The sequence below is a fragment of the Sphingopyxis indica genome (assembly GCF_900188185.1).
Lineage (GTDB): Bacteria > Pseudomonadota > Alphaproteobacteria > Sphingomonadales > Sphingomonadaceae > Sphingopyxis > Sphingopyxis indica.
The window spans coordinates 240,112-261,455 of record NZ_FZPA01000001.1 but is presented as its reverse complement, the minus strand read 5'-3'; the positions used below and the strand labels follow the sequence as shown (position 1 = coordinate 261,455).

General features: G+C 66.5%; 15 protein-coding genes. 2 read left to right on the top strand and 13 right to left on the bottom strand.

Features of this window, described 5'->3' with window-relative positions; all coding sequences use genetic code 11:
* Positions 1–92: 92 nt before the first annotated feature.
* A complete protein-coding gene (locus CHB69_RS01060) occupies positions 93–1,097 on the bottom strand; it encodes an autotransporter outer membrane beta-barrel domain-containing protein (protein WP_089214135.1) in 1,005 nt (334 codons plus the stop codon).
* Between the two features lie 384 nt (positions 1,098–1,481).
* On the opposite strand from CHB69_RS01060, the gene CHB69_RS01055 reads away from it, so the two are divergent.
* Complete coding sequence (locus CHB69_RS01055; protein WP_245836429.1) at positions 1,482–2,633, top strand: BamA/TamA family outer membrane protein; 1,152 nt, start codon at positions 1,482–1,484, stop codon at positions 2,631–2,633.
* A 6-nt stretch (positions 2,634–2,639) separates the two neighbouring features.
* On the opposite strand, the gene CHB69_RS01050 is transcribed toward CHB69_RS01055, so the two are convergent.
* From CHB69_RS01050 to CHB69_RS01000, 11 genes are all read right to left on the bottom strand, one after another.
* Positions 2,640–3,863, bottom strand: coding sequence for an NAD(P)/FAD-dependent oxidoreductase (locus tag CHB69_RS01050; RefSeq protein ID WP_089214134.1), 1,224 nt, complete (start codon positions 3,861–3,863; stop codon positions 2,640–2,642).
* A gap of 119 nt (positions 3,864–3,982) precedes the next feature.
* The gene (locus CHB69_RS01045; RefSeq protein WP_089214133.1) at positions 3,983–6,469 is read right to left on the bottom strand and encodes a glycoside hydrolase family 3 protein; all 2,487 of its coding nucleotides are present in this window, start codon (positions 6,467–6,469) and stop codon (positions 3,983–3,985) included.
* 337 nt (positions 6,470–6,806) lie between these two features.
* Positions 6,807–8,006, bottom strand: coding sequence for an MFS transporter (locus tag CHB69_RS01040; protein WP_089214132.1), 1,200 nt, complete (start codon positions 8,004–8,006; stop codon positions 6,807–6,809).
* Entirely contained in the window at positions 8,003–9,064 is a 1,062-nt protein-coding gene (locus tag CHB69_RS01035) for a LacI family DNA-binding transcriptional regulator (protein ID WP_089214131.1), read from the bottom strand. The genes CHB69_RS01040 and CHB69_RS01035 overlap by 4 nt, the downstream gene beginning before the upstream one ends.
* Entirely contained in the window at positions 9,064–9,993 is a 930-nt protein-coding gene (locus CHB69_RS01030; protein WP_089214130.1) for a glycoside hydrolase family 16 protein, read from the bottom strand. Before CHB69_RS01030 ends, CHB69_RS01035 begins: the two co-directional genes overlap by 1 nt.
* Positions 9,990–11,492, bottom strand: a complete 1,503-nt coding sequence (locus tag CHB69_RS01025; RefSeq protein WP_089214129.1) for a tryptophan halogenase family protein — start codon at positions 11,490–11,492, stop codon at positions 9,990–9,992. The genes CHB69_RS01030 and CHB69_RS01025 overlap by 4 nt, the downstream gene beginning before the upstream one ends.
* Positions 11,489–12,520, bottom strand: coding sequence for a cupin-like domain-containing protein (locus tag CHB69_RS01020; protein ID WP_089214128.1), 1,032 nt, complete (start codon positions 12,518–12,520; stop codon positions 11,489–11,491). The genes CHB69_RS01025 and CHB69_RS01020 overlap by 4 nt, the downstream gene beginning before the upstream one ends.
* Positions 12,513–13,232, bottom strand: a complete 720-nt coding sequence (locus CHB69_RS01015; RefSeq protein WP_089214127.1) for a SapC family protein — start codon at positions 13,230–13,232, stop codon at positions 12,513–12,515. The genes CHB69_RS01020 and CHB69_RS01015 overlap by 8 nt, the downstream gene beginning before the upstream one ends.
* Positions 13,232–14,767 carry a tryptophan halogenase family protein gene (locus tag CHB69_RS01010; protein ID WP_089214126.1) on the bottom strand — a complete coding sequence of 512 codons (1,536 nt, stop codon included), beginning with the start codon at positions 14,765–14,767 and terminating at the stop codon, positions 13,232–13,234. The genes CHB69_RS01015 and CHB69_RS01010 overlap by 1 nt, the downstream gene beginning before the upstream one ends.
* 106 nt (positions 14,768–14,873) lie before the next feature.
* Positions 14,874–17,795, bottom strand: a complete 2,922-nt coding sequence (locus CHB69_RS01005; protein ID WP_089214719.1) for a TonB-dependent receptor — start codon at positions 17,793–17,795, stop codon at positions 14,874–14,876.
* Between the two features lie 233 nt (positions 17,796–18,028).
* Positions 18,029–18,928, bottom strand: coding sequence for a hydroxymethylglutaryl-CoA lyase (locus CHB69_RS01000; protein WP_089214125.1), 900 nt, complete (start codon positions 18,926–18,928; stop codon positions 18,029–18,031).
* Between the two features lie 142 nt (positions 18,929–19,070).
* Here CHB69_RS01000 and CHB69_RS00995 point away from each other — a divergent pair, with 142 nt between their 5' ends.
* Positions 19,071–20,231 (top strand): CaiB/BaiF CoA transferase family protein, encoded by a 1,161-nt coding sequence (locus tag CHB69_RS00995; protein ID WP_089214124.1) that lies wholly within the window; start codon positions 19,071–19,073, stop codon positions 20,229–20,231.
* Between the two features lie 162 nt (positions 20,232–20,393).
* Here CHB69_RS00995 and tpiA read toward each other — a convergent pair whose 3' ends face one another.
* Positions 20,394–21,137: a triose-phosphate isomerase gene (gene tpiA / locus CHB69_RS00990; protein ID WP_089214123.1), complete on the bottom strand. Its 744-nt coding sequence runs from the start codon at positions 21,135–21,137 to the stop codon at positions 20,394–20,396.
* Positions 21,138–21,344 lie beyond the last annotated feature (207 nt).

Here is a 21,344-nt window from a genome sequence, read left to right as displayed (position 1 = left end):
CGGCGCCTCGTCCCAAGGCCGGCAGGTCGATGCTCCCTGGCCCCCCGCGGCCGACCTGCCGGCCAATTTGAAAGCAAGCGGCCACCGCGCCCTCAAGGACGATAGGTCGCGGTCAGCACGAGCCGGTCCGACCCCTCGCCCCAGTCATATTCGGCCTGCAGCGACAGGCGGCGACCGAGCGCCAGATTGAAGCCGTTGATGACACTCCACGGCCGGCTGCTCGACAGGTCGATCCGGTAACGCAGGTTCACCGTGTCGTCGCCCGGCAGCACCGGTCCGCTGCGCACGACGCCCGACACCGTGGCGTCGAGATCGAAATAGTTCACCCCGGCATAGGGAAACAGGATCACGTCGGGGCTGAAACGAAGCCTCGGGCCGGCGCGCAGGCCGATGTTCGTGGTTTCGATGTTCGACCGGTCCTTTTCCGAAACGCTGAGCGTCTTGGCAACGGCAAGCGCGGCGAACCAGTCGCGCCCGCCATAGGCGGCGATCGCGCCGACGGTGACCGTGGTGTTGTCGACCGTGCCGCGGAAGGGCAGGTCGACGTGGCCGCACGGCTTGGCGGGGCGGCAGATCGGCGGCGGCGCGAAGGCGTCGAGGTCGATGTCGACGTCGATGTCGATATGTCCGCGCACCTTGCCGACGCCCGCAAAGACGTTGAGGAAGGGCAGAACCCACAGGTCGGCCTTGAATTCGGAGTTCGAGGTGTGGCTTTCGAGCTTCCGCGTCGTAACGAAGGGGACGTCGATCAGATCGGCGTCCTCCGGCGGATCGACGCCGCGGGCGACCGTCACCGCGAGGTTGCGGCTGTCCATATTCTGCACATTGTGGATGTACATGCCGCTGGCACCGAGCGGCGGCGGAAGATCATAGCCGCGCTCGATCGCCTGCCGTGCGCCGATCGGGAACAGGCCGAAGGCGCGCTCGCTTTCGACCTGATCCGCAGGGGTGACGATGGGCCCTTCCTCATCTTCGGGAGGCACCGTGTCCGACTGGAGCGATGGCTCGGCTTCGGCGGCCGGTTGCCGGGCCGGTGCAGGGCTCGTCCAACCCGCCGCCGCCATCATCAACAGGGGGACAAGCGCCGGTCGTCGCATCCTCACTCCATCCCAATCGCCACAGGGGGTGCGTGCCCTGCATAGCGCATCGCCCGCGGCCTGGACCCGGGGAGTTTTCCCGAAACGCCCGGCGGACGAATACCGAGGCGCAAGATCCGCGCCCATGGTCTCGCGCGGCCTCTGGAATGGCCCGCGCGTCATCCTTGCCGTGCAGGAACGAGTCTCGGCGCTTGGCGCCTCCATCGCCGCGACCGGGCCGGTCAGGGTTTGCCTCTGCGAACGACCAGAGTTCCCCCTATCGCCTTCGGCGCGGCCAGCCGGAACAATCACCCCCGTTCATCCAGTCCGACGAGCGGAGGTCGAACCCTTGTGTCCCGAGCCGTGAACGCGAGCCATGTCTTGCTGATCCTTGCAGGACTCCTGTTGGGCGCCGCCCCCGCCGACGCGCAGAATCTGCCCGTCAAGGAAATGACCGATCAGGCGCAGACGCTCGCCTCCGACGATCTGGGCGTCGAGGTTCCGCTTCCTCCGGCGCAAGCGGCCGAACCGGCGCCCGACGCCAAGGCCGACCTGGTCGTTGCGCCGATCCCCATCTCCAACCCGGCGTTCGGAACCGGCATCGCTGGCGCCGCAGTGCTCTATTACAACCCCAACAAGGCCGACCAGCCGTGGGTCACGGGCCTCGGCGGCGGCTATACGAGCACCGACAGCTGGGGCGCCGGCGTCTTTCACCGCATGTCCGACACGCACGACAGGGTCCGCTTCGTCGGCTTTGCCGGCTATGGGCAGGCCAATCTCAACTTTTACGGTATCGGCCCCAACGCCGGGTCGGCCGGCGTCTCGATCAAGCTGCACGACGAAGCCTTCGCAGGCCTGGCCGACGCGCAGGTCCGGATTTTCGACAAGGGTTTCCTCAGCCATCTCTATGTCGGCGCGCGGCTGCTCTATATGGACCTCGATTCGACGATCAAGGTCCCGCTTCCCGGACGGCCCGATCTGGAACCGCCGGCATTGGAACGCAACAGCGCGATCGGGATGATCGGCCCCTCTTTCACCTTCGACAAGCGCGACAATGCAACCAATCCGCGCAAGGGCGTCTATGTCACCGGGAGCCTGCTCTACGGCGCATCATGGCTCGGCAGCGATTTCGGGCATCACAAGTTCGAACTCGGCGCCAACGCCTATTTCCCGCTCGGCAGGACCACGGTGCTGGGCATCCGCAAGCAGGCGTGCAGCGTGTCGGACGATGCTCCCTATTACGACCTCTGCCTGTTCGGCCAGCATGGCGACCTTCGCGGCTATGAAACCGGACGCTATCGCGACGGCGCGAGCTGGGCGATCCAGGCCGAGCTGCGCCAGCATCTGTTCGGCAAGCTCGGCGGCGTCGCCTTTTTCGGGGTCGGCGGGATCGCCGAGGATGCGGGCGCGATCTGGAAACACAGCACCGTGCTCACATCGGGCGGCGTCGGCATCCGCTACCTCGCCTCGAAAGACGCCAATGTGAACCTGCGCGCCGACATCGCGTGGGGAAAGGACGGCGCGGCCTTCTATTTCGGGATCGGCGAAGCCTTCTGAGGAGCCCTATGCGGGCAACAGCGCCTTGAGCGGCGTTTCGATGTCGGCGAGCTGGTCGGGGGTCGCGGTCACCCCCGCGGTGACGATCATGCGGCCCTGCACATAATCCCTGGTGGCATTGACGCAGTCGAGCGCGATCACCTTGCCCTTCTTCAGATAGACGACCGAGAAGCTGCGCGTCGCGGGGTCGCCGCGCAGCACCGCCTGATCGTGCCCGGTCGACAGGCCCGCGGTCTGGAGTTTCAGGTCGTACTGGTTCGACCAGAACCACGGGATCGCATGATAGGGCGCCTCGGCGCCGCAGATGCCCTTTGCCACCACATTGGCCTGGTCATTGGCGTTCTGGACCGACTCGAGGCGGATGCACGCGCCTTCGGCAAAGGTGTTCGCATGCGCGGCGCAGTCGCCGATCGCATAGATGTCGGGCAGGCTCGTCTTGCAATAGGCATCGACGAGCACGCCGTTGCCGCCCTCGGCCCCCGCCGCGATCAGCGGCCCGACCGCGGGGACGATGCCGATACCGACGATCACCAGGTCGGCGGGGATGACCTCGCCGTCCGCGAGCCGGACGCCGGTGACATGATCGCTGCCCTCGATCGCCTCGACCGACACGCCGAGACGGACGTCGACGCCATGTTCGCGATGTTCCTTCTCATAGAAGCGCGACAGATCCTCGCCCGCGACGCGCGCGAGGACGCGGTCGAGCGCTTCCAAAAGCACGACCTTCTTTCCCGCCTTGCTGAGCACCGCCGCTGCCTCGAGCCCGATATAGCCGCCGCCGATCACCACGATCTGCTTTGCGGCTTCGGCGGCCGCCTTCATCGCATCGGCATCGGCGCGGGTACGCACGCCTTGCACGCCGGGAAGGTCGCCCCCCGGGATCGGCAGCATCCGCGGCCGGCCGCCAGTCGCCCAGACGAGCTTGCCATAGGAGATCGTTTCGCCGTCCTCGGTCGTGACCCTATGCGCCGCCGGATCGACGCTGACGACGCGCTTGCCCAGCAGCATCGTCACCGCGCGCTCATCCCAATATTTGGCAGGGCGCAGCTGGATGCGCTCGAATTCCTTCTCGCCCGCGAAATATTCCTTCGACAAGGGCGGGCGTTCGTAAGGCAGCTCCGTCTCCTCGCCGACGATGGCGATACTGCCCTCGAACTTCTGCGTCCGCAGCATCACCGCGACCTGCGCGCCGCCATGTCCCCCGCCCACAATCACCACGTCGAAATGCATCTGCCGCTCCGCCTCGCTATCTGTTTGGCGGCGGCGGTAGCATTGTTCGCGCGGCGCTTTAATCCTCGCGTTGAAAAAAGACTGCCTGCCGCATCCTCCTCTTCGCGACCGATGCTGCTTTACTCCGCCTTCGCCGGGCAGGGCAGATCCTCACCGACCGCCTCGACCTTCGCTAAAAGCAGCGTCGCGGCAAATCCCTTGTCAGCGCTCACTGACACCGGATAGTCGACGCGCTGCACATTGGCGCCGGCGTCGGCGAAGCAGCGCAGCGGGACTTTCAGCGTCGAAATCTCGCCTTCCGCGGCCGCCGCGACCATCGTGCCGATCGCCAGCGGGACGCCGCCGAACGCCAGCGTCACCGGGCCGCTGCCCTTGGCGTCGATCCGCCAGTCGAGCCGCAGCGCGAAGCTGTTGTTGAGCTGGCGCGTCAGGTCGGAGACCGGCCCCGACAGGTTGAAGGTCGCCGGCCCGGTCCAGACGAAGGATTTGCCGTCCTCCTGCGCCTGCACATCGATCGAGCGCGTCGCGAGCAGGCCATAGCTGCTCTCCAGCGGTCCCGATTCGACCTGGCGCGAGCCGCCGGCATCGGCGATCGACAGACTCCACGGTGCGCGCGCGCGGCCGCCCGCGAAATAGGTCTCGACATTCATCATCGCCGCGACATCGACGCCCGGATCTTCGGGAAGCGCCGGAACGCGGCGCGCCGAGCCATAGGTGAGGCCGTAGCCGACCTCGAACAACGGCTTTTCGACCGGCGAGCGCGCGTCGGCCGGCCAGGCGAAGGGCAGCGTGCCGGTGAAGTCCCGGCGCGCCTTTCCATCCGCCCCCGCGACGAGCACGTCGGCGACCCCGGCCCCCTGCGATCCGGGCAGCCAGGCGGCGACGAAGGCGTCGGCGGCGTTGATTTCGGGATTCACGAACATCGGCCGGCCCGACAGGAAGACCGCGACGACGGGAATGCCCGCGGCCTTCAGTTTCTTGAGCGTCGCAAGGTCCTTCGCGTCCGCAGGCTGGTAATCGAGCGTCGGGACGTCGCCCTGAAATTCGGCATAGGGTTCTTCGCCGAATATGACGATCGCGACGTCGGGCCTGGCGGTGAAGCTGCCGTCGGCCGACAGCGTCGCGCTGCCGCCCGCTTCGTCGACCGCCGCCTTCAGCCCTTCCCAGATCGTCTGGCCGTTGGGGAAATCGGCGTGGGTCACGTCGGTGCCCTGCCAGCTAATCGTCCAGCCGCCCGACTGCATCGCCATATTGTCGGCGCCCGGTCCCGCGACGAGGACGTTTGCGCCGGCTTTGATCGGCAGCACGCCGCCATTATTCTTGAGCAGCACGAGCGACTTTGCGACCGCTTCGCGCGCGACCGCGAGATGATCCGGCGCCCCGACGGCGGTGGGGTTGCCGCGGTCGACATGGTCGACATCGAACAGCCCGAGCTTATATTTGACACGCAGGATGCGCCGCACCGCGTCGTCGAGCCGGTCGGCCGGGATCGTGCCGTCCTTGGCCTGCCGCACCGTCGTTTCGTAGAGCCCCTTCCAGCTGTCGGGCGCCATATACATGTCGAGCCCCGCATTGACCGCCTGCGGACAGTCGGTGACGCTGCACCCCGCGACCTGCCCGTGACCGTTCCAGTCGCCGACCACGAAGCCTTCGAAGCCCATCCTGCCTTTCAGCGCGTCGGTGAGCAGCCCCTTGTTGCCGTGGTTCTTGACCCCGTTCCAGCTCGAGAAACTCGCCATCACGGTGAGCGCGCCGGCGTCGATCGCCGCGGGATAGCCCTGCGCATGTTTGGCGATCAGCTCTTCCTCGCCGATCTTCGCGTCGCCCTGATCCTTGCCCTCGAAGGTGCCGCCGTCGGCAAGATAATGCTTGGCGGTCGCCGCGACATGGTGCGCGCCGACCGGACGCCCGGTCGCGAGCGTCCCTTGCAGGCCGAGAACCATCGCGCGCGCATAGGCGGCGACGAGCTTCGGATCGGACGAATAGCCTTCGTAGCTGCGCCCCCAACGCAGGTCCTGCGGCACCGCGAGCGTCGGTGCGAAGGTCCATTCGATGCCGCTGCCCGCGATCTCGGCCGCAGTCACGGCGCCGATACGCTGGAGCAGTTCGGGATCGTGCATCGCGCCGAGGCCGATATTGTGCGGAAACAACGTCGCGCCGGGGATATTATTGTGACCATGTACCGCATCGACGCCAAAGATGATCGGGATCGCGACGCCGTTCGCCTGCGGTTGCAGCGACGCGGCGCGAAATTCGCCGACGAGCGCCGCCCAGTCGGCCGCGCTCGCGCGTTCATTGCCATTGGGGCCGCTGTTGCCGCCGGCGAGGATCGAGCCGAGCGGATAGGTTTCGAGGTCCCCCGGCGTAATCGTGCTGATGTCTGCCTGGATCAGCTGCCCGACCTTCTGCTCGACGGTCATACGCGCGAGCAGATCGTCGATGCGCTTTTCGGTCGCCGCGTCGGTGATCGCCGCGGGGCTCTTCGCCGCCGGCCAGAGTTCGGGATGGACCGTTGCCGATCCGGCGTCGCCGCCCTCGGGCGCCGCGGCAAAGGCGGCGCCTGCGAGCAAAAGGGTCGTCGCCATCGCAAATGCCGATCGCTTCATGTCTCTCCCATTCTATATTGTGAACGTTATCAATCTTTGATCTCGCATAGCGGCGATGCGAAATCAAGCGCCTAGGTCGTAAACTCATAAATGGCGCCATCGAGGCGCCCAAATGGCGAACAGGTCGGGGGGAAAGACGCGCCGGGAAGGCTGGTTGCCTTTCCAAGCGGCTTTCGCCCCGAGATGGAAGCCATTTGGGCGTCCCGAAGGGATTTGACCAAAATGGCCCATTGCTTCGTCGAGAAGTCTTGAAATATCGACATATTCCTGTGCCTTCTCTTCTCGCACCGGGCCATTTTGCCTCAAACCTCGATGGCGCCATTTATGAGTTTACGACCTAGTTCCGGAATGCGCGGGGCATGGTGGCGAGCAGCAGGACCGCCGCGACCGCGAGCGCCGCGAGCAGCAGGAACAGCATCTCGAACCCGAAGCCGGGCACAAGCGAGATCGTCAGCCACGGCATGATGAGCGATGGCATAGTGTTGGTGAGGTTGAAGATTCCGAGGTCGCGCCCGCGGCGATCCGGTCGTGGCAGGATGCGCAGCGTCTGGCCCGAATGGAGCGAGAGGAAGACCGTCGTCGCGATCCCGAACAACAGATAGGCGAGCTTCGCGCCATCGGCGTCGGCCGCGAGCGCCATGCCGACCAGCCCCAGCGCCGAAACGCTGGCTCCCACGATCAGCGGCAGGAACGGCCGGTCGTTGCGGTCGGCCCAGCGCCCCGCGACGAGCGCGATCGGCACCGCGAGCGTCAGCGCGATGCTGAAAAGCCGCGCTTTCTCATTATCCTCCATCGTCGGGTCGATCGAGCGGAACCAGAAATAGAGATAAGCGAACAGCGCCGCCTCGGCGATCTGGACGAGCAGGCGCGCAAGCCACATGCGGATCGCCGGCCCCTTGGGCGCCGCACGCACCTCCCCCGCAAGGACCACGGGTTTCGCGGTCAGTTCGGGAAAGGGGCGCGGCCGGCCGAACAGCAGCACCGGCAGCACGGCGCCTGCGACCATCAGCGCGACGACCCCCAGCCGCCCGTCGACCGACACCAGCCCAGGGTGCGTCGCGACCGCGCCCGACCAGGCACCGAGCGTTGGCGAAAAGGCAAGAAGGCCGCCGAGCAATCCCTTTTGCGCATCGGGCACGCAGTCGCCCGCCCACGCCGAAAGCGGCCCGAGCATCATGTTGAGCGCGAACTGCCAAGCGATGATGATGCCGATCAGCGTCCCGACATCCTCGGCAAGCGGGACCGCGAGCAGAAGCGCGATCGTCAGCGTCAGCCCGACGGCGATCCAGGTGCGGCGGTTCTGCGTGATATCGCTGAGCCAGCCGAAGAGGATGCCCGCCGCGCTTGCGGCGACAGCGCCGCAAAAGGTGACATAGCCGAGATATTGAACATCGGCCTCGCCCGCGAGCGCGGTCATCCGCGCGGGGAGCAAGATGGTGAGGAAGGGCACATAGGCCATCGCGCCGCCCGCGGCCGCGAGCGCATAGAGCAGCAGGAAGCCGAGCGACTGGCGCCGCGGCGTTTCCTGATCGGTCATCGGCGCGCCTTGGGCGGCGGCGCGGTCGAGCCGCGCTCGACGAGACTGCCGCGCACGACGGTGGGCGTTTTGCTCGGTGCCTCGCCACGCTGCGCCGCAATGATCAGTTCGACCGCGCGCGACACCGTCTCGGCGATCGGCTGATCGACCGCAGTCAGCGGGGGCTGGGTGAAACGCACGATCGGGGTATTGTCGAAGCTGATGATCGAAAGGTCGCGGGGAATTTCGAGGTCGCGCGCGCGCGCGACCTCGAGCGTCGCGAGCGTCATCTGGTCGTTGCTGACGATGATCGCGGTCGGCGGGTCGGCGCTGTCGAGCAAGGTCCGCGCCGCCGCCTCGCCCGAGGCATAGCTGAAATCGCCCCACGCGAGCAGCGCTTCGTCGGCGAGGCCCGCGGCCTCCATCTCCTCGCGCCAGCCATCGACGCGCCAGCCGCTCAGATTATATTCGGGCGAGCCCGCGATGAAGCCGATGCGGCGGTGGCCGAGGTCGATCAGGTGCCGGGTCGCGAGCTGCGCCGAGCCTTCGTCGTCCATCGTCAGCGGAATGCCCGCGCCGTTGCCGAGCGAGCCGATGCGCGCGAACGGGATCTTCGCCTTGTCGAGCAGCCCGACGATCAGCGGATTGTCCGAGTGCGGCGGGGTCAGCACGACGCCGTCGGGCTGAAGCGCGGCGATCGTCGCGCGCAATTCGCGCTCGACATGGTCGTTATGCGTGTCGACGAGTTCGAAGATCATGCGATAGCCGAGTTCGGCGCATTTGAGCATCCCGCCGAGCAGCATCTGGTCGACCCAGTCGATCCCCTGCCGCCCGCGCCAGTCGGCAATCGTGCGCTCGCGGTCGTTGATCGCCAGGATCAGATAGGATCGCGACCCGCTCATCCGCTGCGCGGCGATCGACGGCACATAGCCGAGCTTGTCGATCGACGCCTGCACCCGCTTCTGCATTTCGGGCCGGACATTGGGTTCGTTGTTGATGACGCGGCTCACCGTCTGCAGTGAAACCCCTGCATCCGCCGCCACATGCTTGATCGTTACCGACTGCCGTCGACGCCCCATCAGTCTTTTTCGCCCCCCGCTTCGCGCTCGCTGCTAGCGTCCTTCGCATCGCTTTGCCAGACGCGAACCCAATCGATTTCCATCCGCTTCGGATAGCCGCTTTCGTCGACCCCGCCCGCCGTCCGGCTCTCGGGCAGGCCGCCGCCGATCGCGAGGTTGAGGATCAGGTGGAACGGACGGTCGAACGGCGCCGCCGGATCGTCGGTTGCCGCCGTGTTCCAGTCGCCCGCGACCTGGGTCGCATAGACACGGCCGTCGATGGTCCAGTCGAACCGACCCTTGCGCCAGACGATGCCGAAGACGTGCCAGCCGTCGAGCGGCGCGGGCAATACGGTTTCGGCGCCCTTATGCACATTGTCCGGCGCCGTCCCGCCGAAATGCAGCGTGCCGAGTATGCGGTTCTCGATCCCGCCGGTGCAGTCGTTGCACGCGACGCCCAGATTCACCGCTTCCAATATGTCGATCTCGCCCGACGCGGCCCAGGCGCCATAACGCGCGTCATCGGGCAGCATCCAGATCGCGGGCCATGTCCCCTGCCCCTGCGGCAGCTTTGCCCGCACCTCGACCTTGCCATAGGTCCACGCCGCCTTCCCGCGCGTGACGAGCCGCGCCGAGGTAAAGTCTTTCGTCGCGGTCGCTTTCGCCTTTTCGGGGTCGCTGCGCTGCGCGACCGGCCAGGCGGGACCGGTCGCGCGCTCCTTGCGCGCGGTGATGACCAGCCGGCCGTCCTCGACCGCTGCGTTGCGCGGGTCGTCGGTATAGCATTGGCGTTCGTTATTGCCGCCGCCCCAGCAATCGACATCGAAGTCCCATTTCGCGCGGTCGATCGCCGGGCCGTCGAACTCGTCCGACCAGACGAGCCGCCAATCGCCCGCAGGCGCCGGGGTGGCCGCCGTCGCGGCGAGCATCAGGCCAAGCGCCGCGATCATGCCGCTTCGGCCGCCTCCGCGCCGCAATAACGCGCGACATAGGCATGGTGCTCGGGCAGTTTTGCGACCGTGTCGGAAACCTGCCCGCGGATCGTCGCGAGCAGCTTTTCAAGCTCGTCGTCGCGCAGCTTGGTCGCGATCGGATGATAGCTTTGCGGCTCGATCCCCTGCCCCATCATCACCTGCACCCAGCTGTTTTCGGCGAACAATTCCTCGTTGCGGCGGAAAACGCGGCCGGTTTCGCGGAACAGCTCGATCTTCTGCGTCAGGCTGTCGGGGATCGGCATGTCCGCGCATTGGCGCCAGAAGGCGCTGTCGCGGCGGTTCGTGACCTTATAGTGCAGGACCAGGAAGTCGCGGATCTGCTCCATGTCCTGTCCCTGCTGATCGTTGAACTCGGCGACGTCGCGCGCGCTGACGCGGCCGGCGGGCAGCATCCGCACGAAACGCAGCACGGCGCGCTGGATCAGGTGGATGCTCGTCGATTCGAGCGGCTCCATGAAGCCGCCCGACAGGCCGATCGCGACGCAGTTGCGATACCATTGGCGACGCCGCACGCCGCTGGTGAAGCGCAGAAAATTGGGCTCGGTAAGTGGCTCGCCCTCGATATTGCCGAGCAGGCGTTCGAGCGCGGCATCGCGGTCGAGGTAGCGACTGCAATAGACGAGGCCGTTGCCGCTGCGATGCTGGAGCGGGATGCGCCACTGCCAGCCGGCGTCGTGCGCCATCGCGCGCGTATAGGGCACCGGCGGGCGCACATTCGGCGTCTGAAGCGCGATCGCGCTGTCGCACGGCAGCCAGTGGGTCCAGTCGTCGAAGCCCGCGTGCAGCGCGCCTTCGATCAGCAGCGCGCGAAAGCCGGTGCAGTCGAGGAAGATGTCGCCCTCGATCCGGCGGTCGCCATCGAGGACCAGCGCAGCGATGTCGCCGCTTTCGGCGTCGAGTTCGACGCGCCCGATCCTGCCCTCGATCCGCTTCGTGCCGTCCTTTTCCGCCATCCGGCGCAAGAAACGGGCATAGAGCCCCGAATCGAGCTGATAGGCGTAGTTCATCCGGTCGTCGGGGAGATGCGCGAACTTGCCGTCGAGCGCCGCGACCAGCTCGAGGCAATAATCGTCATAGGGCTGTTCGTGCCCCTTGGCGCGCCCGTGCATCCAGAAATGCTGGAAGCCGGCCGACCAGTGATCCTTGCCGGTCAGCCCGAAGCTGTGGAAATAGCGGGTGCCGACATCCTTCCAGTCGTCGAACAATATGCCGAGCTTGAAGGTCGCCTGTGTCGCGCGCATGAAATCGGCCTCGTTGATCCCGAGCAGCCGGTTGTAGTTGACCAGCGGCGGGATCGTGCTCTCGCCGACCCCGATCGTCCCGATCGCTTCGGATTCGACGAGCGTGAGGTCGACCGCCGGCCCCAGCGTCCGCGCGATCGCCGCCGCCGCCATCCAGCCCGCGGTGCCGCCGCCCGCGATCACGATGCGCCGGACATGCTTCTCTTCGTTCATTTGCTCAACATCCTCAGCAGGAAGGCGCGCAGGCGCCCCGCGGTCTCGGCCGTCAGCGGCGCGAGGATACCGCGTGCCTTTTCGGGAATATGCGCGGTGACATCCTTACCGGCATCGAAAACATAATGGTCGAACAGGTCGCGCCAGATCGCCTTGTCGGCCGCCGGCAGGTCGCGGATCGCGAGGATCGCGTGATTGAGCGCGGCCTGCGGCTGGCCGAGCCAGGCGGGCGTGTCGCGCCACCAATAGTTGACGAGGATATTGAACGGCTCGAGCCCCTCGACATGGTGCCACCACATCGACGGGATGAAGATCGCGTCGCCGGGTTCGAGTTCGGCGACCTGCCCATGCGCCATCGCTTCGACGAAGCGCGGATGGGCGGCGAGGTCGGGCGCGTCGAAATCGACCATGCTCACCGTGCGCCCTGCCGGAGTGTTGTCGATCGGCCCCAGATAGAGATTGCGATACTGATCGGGCGGAAAAAGCGTGAAGCGGCGGCGGCCGACCGCACAGCAGGCAAGATTGTCCGGAAAGTCGTTGTGCGCAGCAATTCGCGTGCGCGTGCCGATCCAGATGCTCCTGAATGGTTCGCGCGCGCCGAGATCGACGCTGTTGGCTTCGTCGAGTCCGTCGAAATGCGACGGGATGTCGATCGAACCGAGATAGACGGTTCGTTGTTCGCCCTGCTCCTCGGCCGCTTCGATGCCGGCGAAAATATCGGCGAGCTTGCCGGTGCCGCTGCGAAAATTCATCGCCATGTCGGCGTCATAGAACAGCCGGCCGTCGTGACCGGGCGGACCGATCGAGACCGAAAAGGGCCGGTCGCGGGCACGGTCCACCAGATAGCGCCGCGCCGCCCGTGCGGACTCCTTGCCGGCGGCGACCAGCGGCCAGTCGGCGACCAGGCCGCGCAGGACAAAGGGCTCGCGCGCGCCTTTCAGGAGCGCGTCGAGCCCTGCCCCCTTTTCGCATGCGACCTCCGGCACGCGCGCGAGCCCATCATAGATGGCGGCGTCGCGCTCAGCCATCGCGCATCCGGCGGTTCTTGCGCGCCGCCAGCTCCGAAATCTGCGACAGCGACGCGAGTGCCATGAAGATCGGCATCAAATGCCCCTCGCCATGCAGGCGGCCGAGCGCCGCCGCGTCGAGCGCGCGCAGCTTCGCCTCGTCGATGATATGAAAACCGACGAGCGAATTCTTCGATCCGTCGTCGAGCTCGATGTCGAGCGTGAAGGGTTCGAGCAGGTCGTAGTCGCGCAAGGCCGCGAAAAAGGCGGCGCTCGCGCGATAGCCTTCGTCGAGCGCGCCGAGCCTTTCGGCCGCGGCCTCGAGATAGGGGGTCGCCATCCCGTTTTCGTCGAACAGCCGCACGCCCTCGCCATCGCCGCCGATCCGCGCATGGCCAAGGTCGATATGGACCTGCCCCGGACCGTCGCCGCTCGCGGGGCGGCCGACGAGGAAGGGCTGAATCGCGAGCGACAGCGGGCGATAGCGCGCGTCCCAGCGATCGCCCTCGAGAAACAGATTCTCTCCATTCTCGAAACCGAACAGCGCAACGGCAATGAAATCGGACTGTCCGGCCTCGCGGCGGAACAGGATCGGGAAATGCCCCTGAATGTTGCGAAATTCGTTCGGCACGGTCAGCGTCGCCATCACCGCATCGCCGAGGTCGGCACCGACATCGGTGCGCACGCGCAGGTCGCGGTGACTATTCTTGTCGAGGGGCGCGTGCCGGGTCATCAAAATCCTTCCATTTGCACATTTGCCGCGCCCCGATCGGCAAGCAGCGCATCGAGATAATCGCGATTGGCGGGGAGTGCCGCAGCCAGCGCGCGGGCGCGGCGCATATTTTCGGCGATCGCCGCGCGGGCCCGATCGCTGGCCACCAACCGACCAGGGACCGGATAACCCATGCCATAGAGAATATATTGGTGGCTCTCGGCCGAGAAAATCTCGTCGATCTGCGGGAAGTCCCAGCGCGACGGCGCCTGATCGCGCCACAGCGCCAACAGGCCCGCCAGCCGCTCGGGCACATGCGCGGGGTCGCGCTGTGTGCGCCAATAGGGTTCGTCGCGGCGGCTGAGCAGATAATGGAGCTTCAGAAATTCGACGATGCGGTCCCAGCGATAGCGGAACAGCGCATCGAAGCGCTCGGCGAGCACCGGCAGCACCGCGCGCCGCGCGGGGAAATTGTCGATCAGGGCGTCGAGCGAGAGTTCGATCATCACGATCGCCGAGGCTTCGAGCGGTTCGATGAAACCCGCCGACAGGCCGATCGCGACGCAATTGCCCCGCCAGAAACGCGCGCGGTGGCCGGTCGGAAAGGCCAGGCGCCGCACCGGCACCTCGGGCGCACCGGGCACATTGCGGGCGATATAGGCGCGCAGTTCGGCTTCGGCGGCATCGTCGCCCATGAAGCGGCTGGCATAGACGCAGCCGATACCGCGGCGGCTCGGCAGGGCGATGTCCCAGACCCAGCCCGCGCGGTGCGCGGTCGCAACCGTCTGCGACGCGATCGGCGCGACGGGCGCGGTCGGCACCTGTGCCGCAAGGGCGCGATCGTTGATCAGCACGTCGCTGCGGTCGATCCATCCGACGCCGCAATGCCCGCCGATCAGCATCGCGGCATGACCGCTGCAGTCGATGAAGAAATCGCCTGCGACAGCGCCCAGATCGCGCGTCACCAGCGCCGCAACGTCGCCCGCTTCGCCCGCGCAAACCTCGATCACCTGATCGGCGATATGCCGCACGCCGAGGCGCTGCACCGCGTGACGCCGCAGGAGCGCCGCGAATTTCCCCGCGTCGAGATGATAGGCATAGTTGAGCGCGCCCTGATAGGCCGGCATCGTCCGCTGCCGCGGTGCGAGGTTGCGCGCGCACACCGCTGCCTGCGGGGTCATCGCATGCGCGAAATCCGCGCCGTCGCCCGCGTCGCGCCATGCGGCGATCAGATCGCCGGCGGGCATCGCGGGGGGCGGCGTGAAGGGGTGCAGATAGCTGTCGTCCGCGCCGCCATCGACCCAGCCGTCAAAGCGCGATCCCTGCTTGAAAGACCCGTCGCACGCGGTCAGGAATTCGGCCTCGTCGATGCCGATCGCCGCGAGCGTCGCGCGCATCGTCGGCCAGGTCCCCTCGCCGACGCCAATGGTCGGAATATCGGGCGCCTCGATCAGTGTCACGTCGAGGTCGGGCCGCGCGGCGGCAACCCGGCACGCGGACAGCCAGCCGGCGGTGCCGCCGCCGAGGATCACCACGCTCCCGATCATCTGGTCCATACCAATATCCTAGGCGAGCCGCCGCACGCCGTCACGCAAAAGAGCCGCACCGGGCAAGCGGTGCGGCTCTCGCGCCAGGGAGGCGGCGGAGGATGCCGCCGGCCCGTCAGAAGTTGAACCGCACCCCGGCCGAATAGCGAGCAAAGCCCGGCGATGCGAAGGTGACGTTATTCTTGTGCCGCAGGTGCCCGCGCCGGCCTTCGCCGGTCAGGTTGATGACCTCGACGAAGCCTGTCAGCCCCGGAATGAACTCATAGCTCGCATTGGCGTCGATCTGCCAATATTCCTCGACATAGAAGGGGTTGGGGCCCGTCCCCGCCAGGAATTTGTCGCGCCAGTTCCACGCGACGCGCGCCTGGATCGGCCCCTTGTCGTAAAAGGCGACCGCATTGGCGCTGTCGCTGAGCCCGGTGAGCGCGAACTGCGCCACCGTCGACGGCTGCGTATTGTCGTAGGTCGCGTCGCCGTTGACGATCGTATAGTTCAGGATCACGCCGAAACCGGTGTCCCAGAAACTGTGCTGGAGCGCGAACTCCCATCCGTCGATCGCCGCGGTCTGATCGCTGTTGATCGGCTGCGTGATCTCGAAATTGAGCAGCGGATCGCCCGGCGCGGCATTGATCGTGGTGCCAGTGACGGTATCGGGGAAGTTGGTGATGATATATTGCCGGATTTCCCCGACGGTCGCATCCTGACCGAGTGCCGCCTGCGCCGCCTGCCAGCGCGGACCATTGACCGGCGTGGTGAGACCGAACGCATAGCTGTCGACACGAGTCGAGGATATGAAGTTGCTCACATCCTTGTGGAAGAAACCGGCCGAAATATAGCTGTCGCGCCCGTAATACCATTCGGCCGAAAGGTCGATATTCTTCGACTTGTACGGAACGAGCCCCGGATTGCCCTGCGCGCCCGTGCCACCGCCGACGCGGAACAGCGTGTCGATCGTGCGGCCACCCTGCATGCTGGCATAGTCGGGTCGCGTAATCGTGTGGCTGTATGACGCCCGCAACTTGACATTTTCCATCGGCGAGATGTCGAAGTCGATTGCCGGCAACCAATTGTCATAGGTTCCCTTGAACCGCGTAAAGTCGCTGTCGCCCGAGAAGACGACGTTGAACTCATTGTCGCCGACCCAGGTCGTGGTGGTCGGAACCGGCACCAGCGCTGACGAGGCGATGTCGGTTCGTTCGTAGCGGACGCCCGCCACAAGATGCGCGGGATTGTCGAACGCGTCGAATTCGGTTGCGACCTGAAGATAGGGCGCGATCGTCTTTTCGCGAATGCGCCGATCGGTGTTGAAGACCGCGAGGCAGGTTCCCGGCTCGGCCATGCCGGTCGCGGGATCGCTGCACGCCTGGTAATTTTCCTCAACCAGATCGGCGAGCCGTTCGAAGTCGAAGGTATAAAAGCTGTCGATCATTCCCGGCTGGGCAAGACCCGGGAATTTGTCAGGGAGCGTCACGAGCGAGAAGATGTCGTCGGGGATGTCCGAGGCCGGACCGGCACCGCCCCAGGTATCGTCGTTCTGGATCGTGCCGAATGCCGAGCGCACCTTGCTGTCGACGAAGGATACGCCGAAATCAATGCTATCGAGGAAACCGTCGTCGTGGTCGTAATGGCCACGCAGTTGCACCTGATTGATCTCGTTGCGGAAATAGGCGTTGCGGAAGGCGTTGCCGGTCGGCGTGATGAACGACGGATCGAGCGCGTCGATCCCCGGATACATCTCGTAAGAGAGGATCGGCAGGTCGTTCTCGAAATTGATCGCCTGGCTTTCGACGCCGAAGACCGCGTTGCCGAGCGACATGCTCGACCCGAAACGGTTGACCGGATTGACCTGCGCCGTCGAATGATGGGCGTCGAGTTCGATGGTGACGCCGCCCGGTGCCTGCCATTCGAGATTGAAGCCGAGCGAATTATTCTCCGCGCGATTCTTGGTCAGTGCGCCGCTGTAGGACAGATCCTTGCCGCCGTAGAGCACGTCGGGGCTCGGCGTGCCGGCGGGCGCCCCGAAATGTTCGGAATAGAATATCGGTCCGGCAATCGGGCCGTCGGTCCAGGCGCTCGACGTATCTTCATGGTTGAACCAGATGCCGACATTGCTGTTGCGCGTTTCGACCGTGTTGCGCGAATAGGTATAGTCGATCGTCGCGGTCAGCGCGTCGGTCGGGCGGAATTGCAATACCGCCTGCCCGTTGATCCGCTCGCGGTCGATGTCGTTGAGGTCATAGGATGCGTTCTGCGGCACCTGATAGACGTCGTCGGGACCGGGGCGGTTGGTGATGTTGTCGGCGCGCGGGTCACCCGGCTGCGCCAGCGACCCCCAGTTGTTTTCGCTGCCCAGATAGCCGTCGCGCCAGCCGACATTCGCCTGATTCACGCTCGCCTTGCGCCGCTGATAGGAGGCGGTGACGAGGATGCCGATCGTGTCGTTGGCAAAGGTATCGCTGATGATCCCCGACACTTCGGGAGTGATCGGATCGCTGTAGTTACGCGACGAATCGAGCACGCCCTTCACCGAAAGGCTGCCGCGCAGGCCCGGCTCGTCGAGCGGCCGCGGGGTGCGGATGTTGATGATCGAGCCGATGCCGCCCGATTCCATCGTCGCCCGGCCGGTCTTGTACACCTCGACCGCCGAAATGCCTTCGGCCGCAAGATTGGCGAAATCGAACGAACGCGACGAGGGCGCGCTGCCGCCGTCGCCGATCAGCGCGGTCGGCATCTGGCGGCCGTTCAAGGTCACGAGATTGAACTCCGGACCGAAGCCGCGAACGGTCACGACCGACCCTTCGCCGTTCGACCGGTCGATCGACACGCCGGTGATGCGCTGCAACGACTCGGCCAGGTTGGTGTCGGGGAATTTGCCGATGTCCTCGGCCGAGATCGCGTCGACGACGCCCTGCGCGTTGCGCTTGATGTCGGCGGAGGCCGCGAGGCTCGCGCGGATGCCGGTGACGACGATCGCGTCTCCGGCGGCCGGATCGTCGACGACGTCCTGCGCGATGGCGGTCTGCGCCACGCCCATCATCGCGAACGCCGACGTGCCGACCAGCAGCCTGCCGAGCCAAAGCTTATGAGATGCCTGCACCCCTTGGTCCTCCCCTGTCACAGCCGCTCATTATGTCAGGCGGCATTTGTTGAATGTGAACGTTCACCTAAATGGGAACGTTCTCTTTGTCAATCTGGCTCGCATACGATTGCGGGCGATGTGATGCAAAAATGCTGCACCTATTTGCGCAGCAAAATCGCCGTTGGCTGCACTCAGGAGGGAAAAGCAGGAGCCCGGCTGACGAGTGCCGGGAGCGGCCGGTCCATGACGCCGGCGAACCAGCCCGCCGCCTCGACGAGGCCGGGCAAGGACAAGCCCGTCGCGATACCGCTGCGCTCCAGCATATAGGCGACGTCCTCGGTCGCGACATTGCCCGCGGCGCCCGGCGCGAAGGGACAGCCGCCGATACCGCCGAGCGAGGCGTCGACCACCGCGGCGCCCTCGCCCACTGCCGCCCAGACATTGACGAGGCCGGTGCCGCGCGTGTTGTGGAAATGCACCCGCACCGGCAGCGGCGCGATCGCTTCGGCGACGCGGCCGACCAGTTCGGCGACCTGTGCGGGAACGCCGACGCCGATCGTATCGGCGAGCGCGACCTCGCGCGGATTCGCATCGGCGGCGCGCTTCGCCATTTCGACGACATGGTCGATCGCCACCTCGCCCTCGAACGGACAGCCGAAAGCGGTCGCGATGGTGATCTGCGCGCTTCGCCCCGCCGCTTTCGCCAGCGCGACGATCTCCCGCGCCGCATCGAGCGATTCGGCCGCAGTCTGTCCCTGATTGCGAATCCCGAACGTGTCGCTGGTTACGCACACCGCGCCGAGTTCGTCGATCCGCCCGGTGGCGAGCGCGCGCTCCGCGCCACGGCGGTTGAGGACGAGGCCGATGTAGGTGACGTCGCTCCGTTCGGGCAGCAGCGCGACCAGTTCCTCGGCGTCGGCGAGCTGCGGCACGCGCCTGGGGTTGACGAAGCTCGTCACCTCGATCCGCCGCGCGCCCCAGGCGATCGCGCGCTCGATCAGGCCGAGCTTGTCGGCGGTCGCGACGATGTCCTTTTCGTTCTGGAGCCCGTCGCGGGGGCCGACTTCGACCATTTCCACTCGCTTTTCCATCGTCGTTCAACTTCTCGATCGTCGCGCACATTTGGCAGGTTGCCAATTGCATAGCATTCTAAGTATATCATGGCCATGGCTTGCGGCGCGTTTCGCCGCATAAGGGTCATGATAGGCGAGATGGACGCCCGAAGGGAGCGATATGACGAACGGGGACGGCAAGGCGGGGGCGCTGAACGGCATCAGGGTCGTCGAGATGGGGCAGCTGATCGCCGGGCCCTTCTGCGGCCAGCTGCTCGGCGACATGGGCGCCGAGATCGTCAAGCTGGAGCCGCCCGAAACCGGCGACCAGATGCGCCACTGGGGCCAGGGCGACAGGCCGAGCTGGTGGCGGGTGATCGCGCGCAACAAATATTCGGTCGCCGCCGACCTGCGCAGCGAGGCGGGACAGGCGCTCGCACGCGAGCTGATCGCGAAGGCCGACATATTGATCGAGAATTTCCGTCCCGGCACGCTCGAGAAATGGAATCTCGACCCCGCCGAACTGCGCAAGGCCAATCCGGGGCTGATCGTCGTGCGCGTGTCGGGTTACGGCCAGACCGGTCCCTATTCGCAGCGCGCGGGCTTCGGCGGCATCGGCGAAGCGATGGGCGGCTGGCGCGGCATCGTCGGCTATCCCGACCGGCCGCCGGCGCGCATGGGCGTGTCGATCGGCGACACGCTCGCCGCGACCTATGGCTGCATGGGCGCGCTCGCCGCGCTGCATCACCGCAGCCGCACCGGCGAAGGCCAGATCGTCGATTCGGCGCTCTATGAAGCGGTGCTGCAGGTGATGGAATCGACCGTCGCCGACTATTCGGCGAGCGGGACCAAGCGCCGGCGCACCGGATCGACGCTGCCGGGCATCGCACCCTCGAACGTCTATCCGTGCCGCGACGGCGAATATCTGATCGGCGCCAATCAGGACGGGGTGTTCGCACGGCTCGCCGCCGCGATGGGTCGCCCCGAACTCGCGAGCGACGAGCGCTATGCGACGCACCGCGCGCGCGGCGCGCGGCAGGAAGAACTCGACGCGCTGATCGGCGACTGGACGCGGACGATGACGATCGCCGAACTCGAGGCGAAGATGATCGAGGCGGGGGTGCCCGCCGGGCGCGTCTATGACGCCGAGGACATGTTCGCCGACCCGCATTTCGCGGCGCGCGAGGCGCTCGTCACCCTGCCCGACGCCGAATTCGGCGAAGTGACGATGCAGGGAGTCTTCCCCAAGCTGTCGGCGACCCCCGGCTCGGTCCGTCGCCCGGCCCCGCTCGAAGTCGGGCAGGATAGCGAAGAGGTGCTGAAACGCTGGCTCGGGCGATAGGCTTGCCGCCTGGCTGAATCGCCCGTGATAGTTCGTGTGTCCCCGCGCAGGCGGGGACCCATCTCCGGTCGGAGCAAGATAGTGCCGTCGGGAGATGGGCTCCCGCCTGCGCGGGAGCACACGAGCTTTGCAAGCGATTCACCCAGACGACAAACCCCTTGCCTACCCCACCCGCGCCGCCGCCTCGACGATCGGCAGGAATTTCGCGGCGGTCAGGCTGGCGCCGCCGACCAGCGCGCCGTCGACGTCGCGCGCACCGAGCAGATCGGCCGCATTGTCGCCATTGACCGATCCGCCATAGAGCAGGCGCACCGCCGCCGCACCCTCGCCGATCCGGTCGGACAGAGCGGCGCGGATCGCGCCGTGCATCGCGGCGACATCCTCGATCGTCGGCACGCGGCCGGTGCCGATCGCCCAGATCGGTTCATAGGCGACGGCGAGCCGCGCGGGGTCGAAGTCGCCGGGCAGCGAACCCTGCACCTGCGCCAGCACATAGTCGATCGCGCCGCCCGATTCGCGCACGCCGAGCGGTTCGCCGACGCAGAGGATCACCGACAGCCCGGCGGTCAGCGCCGCCCCCGCCTTCGCCTTGACGTCGGCGTCGCGCTCGGCGAACCCCTCGCGGCGTTCGCTGTGGCCGACGATGACGAGCGCCGCGCCGGCATCGGCGAGCATCGGAGCCGATACCGAGCCGGTGAAGGCGCCCGACGGCTGCGGGTGGCAATCCTGCCCGCCGGTCGCGCCGCCAAGCGCCGCCATCGGGCCGATCAGCGTGAAGGGCGGGCACAGCGCGACATCGACGGCTTCGTGCGCGCGGGCGCCGGCGAAAATCGCCTCGGCCTCGGCCAGCGCGCCGCTGAGCCCGTTCATCTTCCAGTTGCCGACCACATATTTGCGCCGTACCATTCATCCCTCCTCGTCGCGGGTCTCGTCGCCCGCGAGCTGGCCCTAGAACATGATCGTCCTTGAATGAAGCGCCTGTGAAAGATCATGTGTCCCCGCGGAGCCGAAGGCGGCGCGTAGCGCCAACGCGGGGACCCAGCTCGTGCCCGTGCAAGATAGAGCCGTCGGGAGATGGGCTCCCGCCTCCGCGGGAGCACACGGGCTTACTCA